Below are 10,003 nucleotides of genomic sequence, written 5' to 3'. Positions count from 1 at the left end.
GGATGTGCCGACCTCATCGCTGGCAAGCCAGCTCCCACAGGAGATTGCGGTGAGTTTGAGTGATGTTTTTTCCATCCGGGACGGCCCGGATGTCTGTCGAAAAACAGCGGGACGGCCCGCTCCCCCTTCAGGGGTTATGCCATGTTCGAAAAAATCCTGATCGCCAACCGTGGCGCGATTGCCTGTCGCATCCTGCGCACGATCAACGTGCTGAAGGCCCAAGGCGTCGCCGTGTACTCAGAAGCCGATGCTGCCAGCCTGCACATCTCCCAGGCCGCTGAAGCGTACAGCCTCGGCGAAGGCGCGGCGTCCGCGACGTATCTGGCCGTCGATAAAATCCTCGCTATTGCCAAACAAAGCGGCGCCACGGCGATTCATCCCGGCTACGGATTTCTCTCGGAAAACGCAGCGTTCGCCGAAGCCTGCGAAGCGCAGGGCATCGCCTTCATCGGGCCGACGCCGGAGCAATTGCGGATGTTCGGCCTCAAGCACACTGCTCGCGCATTAGCCAGACAGCACGGCGTACCCATGCTCGAAGGCACCGACCTGCTCGACAGCCTCGATTGCGCGCTGAGCGCCGCCGAACAGGTCGGCTACCCGGTAATGCTGAAAAGCACCGCTGGCGGTGGTGGCATCGGCATGCGCGTGTGCCGCAGCGCCAGTGAATTGAGCGAATCATTCGAAGCGGTGAAACGCCTCGGTCAGAACAACTTCAGCGACGCCGGGGTGTTCATCGAGAAGTACATCGAACGCGCGCGGCATCTGGAAGTGCAAGTGTTCGGCGACGGCTGCGGTGAAGTCATCGCTCTCGGTGTGCGCGACTGTTCGGTGCAGCGGCGCAACCAGAAAGTCCTCGAAGAAACCCCGGCGCCAAACCTGCCAGAAGGCATGGCCGATGAGCTGTGCGCAGCGGCGATCAAACTGGCGCAAGCGGTGAATTACCGCAGCGCCGGCACCGTCGAATTCGTCTTCGACAGCGAGGGCCAGCGCTTCTATTTTCTCGAAGTGAACACGCGGTTGCAGGTCGAGCACGGCGTCACCGAACAGGTGTGGGACGTGGATCTGGTGCGCTGGATGATCGAGCTGGCCGCTGGTGATCTGCCGCCGCTGAACGAGTTGTATCAAGGCCTGGAACCGCAGGGCCATGCGATTCAGGCACGTCTGTACGCGGAAGATCCGGGGCGTGATTTCCAGCCGAGCCCGGGCCTGCTGACCGCTGTGCAGTTTCCGCCAGCCAACGGCGTTGAGTTGCGCATCGACACCTGGGTCGAAGCCGGTGTGCAAATCCCGCCGTATTTCGACCCGATGATTGCCAAGCTCATCGCTTGGGCGCCGAGCCGCGAACAGGCTCGCGCCGAACTCCATCAGGCACTGGGCGATAGCCTGCTGTATGGCGTGGAAACCAACCGCGATTACCTGCGGCAGATTCTGCTCGATGCTCCATTCGCCAGCGGCCAGCCGTGGACCCGTTGTCTGGAAAATCTGCTGTATCACGCCAACACCTTCGAAGTGCTCAGCGCCGGCACGCAAACCAGCGTGCAGGACTATCCCGGCCGCCTCGGCTATTGGGCCGTCGGCGTGCCTCCGTCGGGGCCGATGGACAGCCGAGCACTGCGCCTGGGCAATCGTCTGCTCGGCAATGAACAAGGCGCAGCCGCGCTGGAAATCACCATGAGCGGGCCGATCCTGCGCTTCAATTGTGACGCGGTGGTCGCGGTGACCGGCGCGCCGATTGCCTTGAGCCTTGACGCTGAACCGATGCCAATGAACACCGCGCTGCTCATCCCGGCCGGCGCGACATTGCAACTGGGCAGCATCAGCGGCGCCGGCGCGCGCAGTTATCTGTGCCTGCGCGGCGGCGTGCAGGTGCCGGATTATCTGGGCAGCAAAAGTACCTTCACCCTCGGCCAGTTCGGCGGGCATGGCGGACGGGCGTTAAGGGCCGGTGACGTGTTGCATGTGCCGGCATTGGCCGACCACAGCGCCGGCCAACAACTGGCCGAACAGCACATCACCGCGCTGCCGAGCGTGCGCCAGATCCGGGTGATCTACGGTCCGCACGGCGCACCGGAATACTTCAGCGAAAACTACATCGCCACGTTCTTCGCGACCCAGTGGGAAGTGCATTTCAACTCCAGCCGCACCGGCGTGCGCCTGATCGGACCGAAACCTGAGTGGGTGCGAGAGGATGGCGGTGAAGCGGGTCTGCACCCGTCGAACATCCATGACAATCCGTATGCGATTGGTGCGGTGGATTTCACCGGGGACATGCCGGTGATCCTCGGCCCGGATGGCCCGAGTCTGGGTGGGTTTGTCTGCCCGGTGACGGTGATCGAGGCGGATCTGTGGCAACTGGGGCAGCTCAAGGCGGGCGATAAAATTCAGTTCATTCCCGTCGACCTCAAGACCGCCCGCGATCTCGCCCTGAAATGGGATGCTCCCTGTGGGAGCGAGCTTGCCAGCGATGGTGCCCGATCTGACACCGCATCAACTTCATCGCTGGCAAGCCAGCTCCCACAAGGGATTGTGTCGCCTGTGGTTCTTGAGTTGGGTCAGGGGGATCGGCGGCTTGTCGGGCGGGTTTCTGGCGACACTCATTTACTGCTGGAAATCGGCGCGCCGGAGCTCGATCTGGTCCTGCGCTTCCGCGCCCACGCGCTGATGCAGGCGCTGGAAAGCCAAGCCCTGCATGGCGTCATCGACCTCACCCCGGGCATTCGCTCGCTGCAAGTGCACTACCAGCCGGAGCAACTGCCGCTGGCCGATCTGCTCGGCATCATCGCCGGCGAATGGGACGCGGTGTGCGCCGCCAAGGACTTGCAGGTGCCTTCGCGCATCGTGCACTTGCCGCTGTCGTGGGACGACCCGGCCTGTCAGTTGGCGATCGAGAAATACATGACCACCGTGCGCAAGGACGCGCCGTGGTGCCCGAGCAATCTGGAGTTCATCCGGCGCATCAACGACCTGCCGAATCTCGACGAAGTGCAGCGCACGGTGTTCGATGCGAGTTATCTGGTGATGGGCCTTGGCGACGTTTACCTCGGCGCGCCGGTGGCCACGCCGCTCGACCCGCGCCATCGCCTGGTGACCACCAAGTACAACCCGGCACGCACCTGGACCGCCGAGAATTCGGTCGGCATCGGCGGCGCCTACATGTGCGTGTATGGCATGGAAGGCCCGGGCGGTTATCAGTTTGTCGGGCGCACTCTGCAGATGTGGAATCGCTATCGCGAAGTCGCCGCGTTCGATGGCAAACCGTGGCTGCTGCGCTTCTTCGATCAGATCCGCTTCTACCCGGTCAGCGCCGAAGAACTGCTGCGCATCCGCCGCGATTTCCCCCTTGGGCGCTTTGATCTGAACATCGAACACAGCCAGCTCAACCTCGCCGACTATCAGGCATTTCTCTGTAAGGAAGCCCAGGGCATCAGCGCCTTCCGTGCGCAGCAACAGGGCGCCTTCAAGGCTGAACGCGAGCGCTGGATCGCCAGCGGCCAGGCGCATTTCGACAGCGAAGAAGCCGTGCCTGACGCCAGCGAAGAAGCACCGCTGCAAAGCGGTGAGCACAGCGTCGACAGCCACATCGCCGGCAATCTCTGGCAGGTGCAGGTCGAGACCGGCCAGCGTGTCGCGGCGGGCGATGTGCTGGTGATTCTCGAGTCGATGAAGATGGAAATCCCTGTGCTCGCGCCGCTGGCCGGTGTGGTGCGAGAGATCCGCGTGCAACCCGGTTCGGCGGTGCGCGCCGGACAACGGGTGGTGGTGCTGGAACTCGACTGAAGCCATTACTGAAAAGGATCAACCGATGAATCTGCAACTCGATGCACTGCGCCAGGCCTATCGCAATGGCGACACCACACCGCGCCAACTGCTGCTGCAATTGCGCGAAAAAGCCGCTGCGCTGAACCCCGACTATCACCTGTTCATCCACCTGCTCAGCGTCGATGAACTGGAGCCGTATCTGGCCGCCCTCGACGGTCGTGACCTCGACAGCCTGCCGCTGTATGGCGTGCCATTCGCGATCAAGGACAACATCGATCTGGCGGGCATTCCGACCACCGCCGCGTGCCCGGCGTTTGCCTATGTGCCGCAGCGGTCGGCAACAATCGTCGAGCAACTGCTGGCGCTGGGCGCGATTCCGCTGGGCAAGACCAATCTCGATCAGTTCGCCACCGGCCTCAATGGCAGCCGCTCACCATACGGCGCGTGCCCGAACAGTGTGCTGGCGGAGTATCCGTCCGGCGGTTCCAGCGCGGGTTCATCCCTGGCGGTAGCGCTAGGTGTGGCGAGTTTTGCCTTGGGCACTGACACCGCCGGTTCCGGGCGAGTGCCGGCGGCGCTGAATAATCTGGTGGGATTGAAGGCGAGCAAGGGCCTGATTTCCACCGCTGGCGTGCTGCCGGCGTGCCGCACGCTGGACTGCGTGACCACTTTCACCGCCACCGCCCGCGAGGCCAGTCAGTTGCTGGCGTTGACGGCCAAACACGATCCTCGCGATGAGTACAGCCGAGGCAACCCGGCATGGAACGACGGCTCGGCGTTCGGCGCGCCACGGCCGTTTCGCTTCGGCGTGCCACGGGCGCAAGACCTTGAATTTTTCGGTTGCAACGAAGGGCCGCAACTGTTCGCAGCGTCCATCGAACGGCTCAAGGCTCTGGGTGGCGAAGCGGTCGAACTGGACCTGTCGCCATTTCTCGAAGCAGCGCGTCTGCTCTACGACGGGCCTTGGGTCGCCGAGCGTTACAGCGTCGCCGGTGAGCTGATGGAGCAGAATCCCGAAGCGGTGCTGCCGGTGATCCGAGCGGTGCTGGCCAAGGCACCGGCAGTGACCGGCGTGCAGACCTTCCGCGCGCAGTATCGATTGCAGGCATTGAAGGCCCTCTGCGACGAGGCCCTGGAAAATCTCGACTGCGTGCTGACACCCACCATCGGCCGTCCAGTGACCCTGGCCGAGCTTGCGGCCGAGCCGGTGCTGCGCAATTCCGAACTGGGCTATTACACCAACTTCATGAACCTGCTCGACTACGCCGCCGTCGCCGTGCCGACCGCGTTCATGAGCAACGGTTTGCCTTGGGGCGTGACGCTGTTCGGGCGGGTGTTTACCGATCAGTATCTGTTGAGCGTGGCGGATGCGTTGCAGCGCCAGCAGGACAGCGCCCTGCCAGCTCCGGCGAACGCTGCGCGCAACGACCGCGCTCGATTGGTGGTGTGTGGCGCGCATCTGCAAGGGCTGGCGTTGAACTGGCAACTGACTCAGCGTGGCGGGCGCTTGCTGGAAACCACGTTCAGTTCGCCGGACTATCGACTGCACGCCCTCGCCGGCGGCCCGCCATTGCGGCCGGGCATGGTACGGGTCAAGGACGGCGGCGTGGCGATTGCCGTGGAGGTGTGGGAGTTGCCGAGCAGTGAGCTGGGCTCGTTTCTCACCGGGATTCCGGCGCCGCTGGGGCTGGGCAAGGTGCAACTGGCGGATGGGCGCTGGGAGAGCGGGTTTATCTGTGAGCCGTATGGGTTGGAGGGTGCGGTGGATATCAGTCATTTGGGGGGATGGCGGGCGTATCTGGCATCCCGGGGCTGATCCGAAAGCTCGCCCTCACCCTGGCCCTCTCCTCCTGGAGAGGGCTAGGGTGAGGTGACTGTCCATCGGTTGCCATTGGCTGATACCGAGTCGATCACAGATTTTCCATCACCCACAATCCAGCTCCCTCTCCCCCGGGAGAGGGCTGGGGTGAGGGGCTGCGATTTCCCTGACACACCGCTACGTCATATCCCCCGCCATTTCAGGCACAAATCCCGCAGTGTTTTCCCGACCATCCCACTAGAATGCATCCCATCGGGCCACTGCCAACGGATCTGCCATGCCGCTTCGTTCTCCCTTGTACTCGCAACGTTCACTGGTGCTCACCCTGGTCGCCCTGCTCGGCGCCGGGTTTCTCGCTACATCACTGTTGAGCTATTTCGCCTCCCGCGAGTCGATCCGCGACAACATCGTCAACACTGAACTGCCACTGACCTCCGACACGGTCTATTCGGAAATCCAGAAAGATCTGGTCCGGCCGATCCTGATTTCCTCGATGATGTCCCGTGACACGTTCATGCGCGACTGGGTGGTCAATGGCGAGCAGAATCCCGAGCAGATGACCCGCTATCTCGACGAGGTCATGACCCATTACGGCGCCTACACGGCGTTCTTCGTTTCCAATGCCACGCTCACCTACTACCACGCCAAAGGCGTGCTCAAGCAGGTCAAAGTCGATGAACCGCGCGACACCTGGTACTTCCGCGTGCGCGACATGCAGGACCCGTACGAGATCAACGTCGACCCGGATCTGGCCAACAAGGACAACCTGACGTTCTTCATCAACTACAAGGTCTACGACTACCACAACCGCTTCATCGGTGCTGCGGGCGTGGGCCTCACCGTGGACGCGGTGATCAAGCTGATCGACAAGTATCAACAGCGCTATCAACGCAGCGTGTACTTCGTCGACACCTTCGGCCGCCTCGTATTGACCGGTGCCGAGGGTGGCCCGGAAGGCGCGCACATCGGCCAGAGTCTTGGCGAACTGGAGAGCATGAAAAGTCTGGTCAGCCAGTTGCCCAAGCCGCACAGCGGCAGCTACGAATATTCCACCCACGGCCAGGGGCATTTTCTCAACGTGCGGTTTATCCCCGAGTTGAACTGGTACCTGTTCGTCGATAAACGCGAGGACGGCGCGCTGAGCGAGATCCGCCAGTCGCTGTATCTCAATCTGCTGATCTGCCTGCTGGTGACGTTGATCGTGCTGGCCTTGCTCAATCGAGTGATCAAGCGCTTCCAGGCGAAGATTCAGGCGCACGCCACCCTCGACAGTCTCACCGAACTGCCGAACCGACGCGGCTTCGACATCCTCGCCGCGCAAGCGCTGCACGAGGCCCAACGGGAAACCAAGCCGCTGACCGCGTTGCTGCTCGACCTCGACCACTTCAAAGCCTTGAACGACACCTACGGCCACATGGCTGGCGACCAGGTGTTGATCGGTTTCGCCCGCGACCTGCAAAGTTGCCTGCGTCACGCCGACATCGTCTGCCGCTGGGGCGGTGAAGAGTTCATCGTTCTGTTGAAAGACACCGACGGTGAGACCGGGCAGAAAATTGCCGAGAAGATCCGCCAGCACGTCGAACAACACGAATATGCCTACGATGGCCACAGCCTGCATCTGACCGTGAGCATCGGCGCCACCACCGTGCAACGCGATGACACCTTGCACACTCTGCTGTCGCGGGCCGATCATGCGATGTACCGCGCCAAGCAAACCGGGCGCAACCGCACCTGCATGGAAATGCCGCACTCGACCTATGCCTGATAACGACGTCAAACCCGACCACTGCCCGGCCTGCGGTGCGCGCAACGATTGCAGCCTCGCCGACCCGCATACCGCCGACCGCGAATGCTGGTGCTATGGCGTGACCATCGACCCGGCGGTGCTCGAAGCGCTGCCGGCCGCGCTGCGCAATCAAGCCTGCCTGTGCCCGCGCTGCGCACAGGTCGAAGCGCAACTGCAAGCAGGCCGGCGGCCGATCCCGTAAGATGCGCGGCCCTTTGTTTGTTGAATCCTGACCATGCGCGTCGACCGCTTCCTCAGCAATCTGCCTCGCTACAACCGTCAGCAGGTTCGCCTGTTGCTGGTGGAAAAGCGCGTGCGGATTGACGGAAAAGTCGTCAGCGACCCGCACAGTGAGGTGCTGGAATTCAGTCGGGTCGAAGTCGACGATGAGGTGCTGCAGAGCGGCAAACCGGCGCGCTATTTCATGCTGCACAAACCCCCGGGCTGCGTCAGTGCCACCCGCGATCCGCAGCATGCGACCGTGCTCGACCTGCTCGATGAAGCGCACAAGGACGATCTGCACATCGCCGGACGTCTGGATTTCAATACCACCGGGCTGATGCTGATCACCAATGACGGCACCTGGTCGCGACGCCTGACGCAGCCGCAAACCAAACTGGCGAAGGTCTATTACGTCGAAACCGAACAGGACATCGACCCGAGCTACGCGCTGAAATTTGCCGAGGGCATTTACTTCGCTTTTGAAGATCTGACCACGCAACCGGCGCAACTGGAGCTGCTCGGCCCACGCTCCGCACGGTTGAGCATCGTTGAAGGCCGCTACCATCAGGTCAAGCGCATGTTTGGTTTCTTCAACAATAAAGTCCTGCGTCTGCACCGCGAATCCATCGGCGAACTGACCCTCGATCACGCGCTAAAACCGGGCGAATACCGCGCTTTGCGCACCGAAGAGATTCATTTGTTCTAAGCCGGCGACCGCTCAGCCGAAGTTGTCGAACAATTCGCCGACGGCACTTGCGTGATCCTGAGTCCCCTGCTTGAATCAGGACGTCGGCCGAAATGTGACCGATGAGTCACCACATACTTCCAAGAAACTTTTTGTCGGTCGTCTGCCCTCAAGGGCTGCGCCTCAGCCGGCAATCTGCCCGCCAATAACAACACCCGTCGACCTGCCGTACCGGATCGACATGGGCCAGCAAATTTCAGGCGTATGCCTACCTGTCACAAAGCTCGTGCAATCTCGATTGCGCGCATACCCGCTTGCTTGCCAGGAGTCTTATGACATGAGGCCAGAAATCGCTGTGCTGGATATACAGGGTCAGTATCGGGTTTACACGGAGTTCTATCGCGCAGACGCCGCAGAAAAGACCATCATTCTGGTCAACGGCTCGATGGCCACGACTGCGTCGTTTGCACAGACCGTGAAAAACCTGCACCCGCAATTCAACGTGGTCTGCTATGACCAGCCCTACGCGGGCCGCTCAAAAGCCCACAACCGGCATGAGAAACATCTGACGAAGGAAGTCGAAGGGCAGATCCTGCTGGAGCTGATCGATCACTTCGCCGCCGAACACGTGCTGTCGTTCTCCTGGGGCGGCGCCGCCACTCTGGTCGCCCTCGCCCAGCAACCGCGGCGCATCGAAAAAGCCGTGATCAGCTCGTTCTCCCCGGTAATCAATGCGCACATGCTCGATTACCTCGAGCGCGGCGTCGACTACCTCGGCAGCCGCGACGGCGACCGGGTCGGTCATCTGGTCAACAACACGATTGGCAAACACCTGCCGTCGCTGTTCAAGCGCTTCAACTATCGCCACGTCAGCAGCCTCGCCGAGCATGAGTACGGGCAGATGCACTTTCACATCAACGACGTGCTGCACAGCGATCGCCAGTGCTATCTGAATGCGGCGAAAAAGATCAGCGTGCCGGTGCTGTTCCTGAATGGCGAATGGGACGAATACACCGCCGCTGAAGACGCACGCCTGTTTGGCAATCACGTAGCGCACAGCAGCTTCACCACCCTGCAAGCCACCGGGCACTTCCTCGACATGGAGCACAAGGCCGCCTGCCGCGACAGCCAGAACGCTCTGCTGGGCTTTCTGAAACCTGCGCCGCAAGCCAGCCGAACGCGCTACTCGTTTGTGCAGGATCACCATGCCCTGGCCATTTGAAACAGCGTCATCGCGGGCAAGGCTGCAAGTTGCAAGTGCCTGTTGCACCGGCGCAGCCCTTGCTCGCGATCGACCGATTTCTGCGCGGCAAAGCCCTCGCAGAGAAAAGAAAACTTCAAATCCGTGCCCGAGTCTGGTACAAAGTCAGCCGCTCTGAGCGGGTATAGTTTAGTGGTAGAATGAAAGCTTCCCAAGCTTTAGATGAGGGTTCGATTCCCTCTACCCGCTCCACCGAATATTGATCTCGCGTTGTGTTGTCCGACGAGGGATGCAGGAATAGAAAAGACCGGCCTTGATCAGACTGTGTGAAAACGCACTGATGGTGGTTCCAGCAAACGCCCCGACTTGTTCGGGGCGTTTGCTTTTGTGCTCACAGCAGACGGAAAAAGGCGTTTCAGCCCATCAGCGCCATCATCTGGCGCACGCCCAACACGTTAATTGCTCTTTTCAGGTTGTAGGCGTTCACCGCCAAGGCCATTTCAGCTCTCGCGCCTTCAAGCTGTCGCAGCA

6 protein-coding genes and 1 tRNA gene are annotated in these 10,003 nt (G+C 61.6%); all 7 read left to right on the top strand.

What is annotated here, in order from left to right; translation table 11 throughout:
• Positions 1-141: 141 nt before the first annotated feature.
• Positions 142-3,777 (top strand): urea carboxylase, encoded by a 3,636-nt coding sequence (uca, locus tag F8N49_RS20750; RefSeq protein ID WP_151552361.1) that lies wholly within the window; start codon positions 142-144, stop codon positions 3,775-3,777.
• 25 nt (positions 3,778-3,802) lie between these two features.
• Positions 3,803-5,575, top strand: coding sequence for an allophanate hydrolase (atzF, locus tag F8N49_RS20745; RefSeq protein WP_151552359.1), 1,773 nt, complete (start codon positions 3,803-3,805; stop codon positions 5,573-5,575).
• A gap of 280 nt (positions 5,576-5,855) precedes the next feature.
• Positions 5,856-7,343 (top strand): sensor domain-containing diguanylate cyclase, encoded by a 1,488-nt coding sequence (locus F8N49_RS20740; RefSeq protein WP_041478881.1) that lies wholly within the window; start codon positions 5,856-5,858, stop codon positions 7,341-7,343.
• Positions 7,336-7,566, top strand: a complete 231-nt coding sequence (locus F8N49_RS20735) for a cysteine-rich CWC family protein (protein WP_071174657.1) — start codon at positions 7,336-7,338, stop codon at positions 7,564-7,566. Before F8N49_RS20740 ends, F8N49_RS20735 begins: the two co-directional genes overlap by 8 nt.
• Before the next feature lie 33 nt (positions 7,567-7,599).
• Positions 7,600-8,292: a pseudouridine synthase gene (locus tag F8N49_RS20730; RefSeq protein ID WP_071174656.1), complete on the top strand. Its 693-nt coding sequence runs from the start codon at positions 7,600-7,602 to the stop codon at positions 8,290-8,292.
• 316 nt (positions 8,293-8,608) lie between these two features.
• Entirely contained in the window at positions 8,609-9,493 is an 885-nt protein-coding gene (locus tag F8N49_RS20725) for an alpha/beta fold hydrolase (RefSeq protein WP_016771295.1), read from the top strand.
• 157 nt (positions 9,494-9,650) lie between these two features.
• Positions 9,651-9,724, top strand: a tRNA-Gly gene (locus tag F8N49_RS20720).
• The last annotated feature ends 279 nt before the right edge of the window (positions 9,725-10,003 follow it).

This window comes from Pseudomonas sp. GXM4 (assembly GCF_008923895.1).
GTDB classification, from domain to species: domain Bacteria; phylum Pseudomonadota; class Gammaproteobacteria; order Pseudomonadales; family Pseudomonadaceae; genus Aquipseudomonas; species Aquipseudomonas atacamensis.
Note: the sequence above shows the minus strand (reverse complement) of the source record. Positions and strands in the feature narration are given on the sequence as shown.

Excerpts from the sequence above, each read along its gene's own strand:
- uca (WP_151552361.1), top strand. The coding sequence starts at position 142 with ATGTTCGAAAAAATCCTGATCGCCAACCGTGGCGCGATTGCCTGTCGC.
- atzF (WP_151552359.1), top strand. The coding sequence starts at position 3,803 with ATGAATCTGCAACTCGATGCACTGCGCCAGGCCTATCGCAATGGCGAC.
- F8N49_RS20740 (WP_041478881.1), top strand. The coding sequence starts at position 5,856 with ATGCCGCTTCGTTCTCCCTTGTACTCGCAACGTTCACTGGTGCTCACC.
- F8N49_RS20735 (WP_071174657.1), top strand. The coding sequence starts at position 7,336 with ATGCCTGATAACGACGTCAAACCCGACCACTGCCCGGCCTGCGGTGCG.
- F8N49_RS20730 (WP_071174656.1), top strand. The coding sequence starts at position 7,600 with ATGCGCGTCGACCGCTTCCTCAGCAATCTGCCTCGCTACAACCGTCAG.
- F8N49_RS20725 (WP_016771295.1), top strand. The coding sequence starts at position 8,609 with ATGAGGCCAGAAATCGCTGTGCTGGATATACAGGGTCAGTATCGGGTT.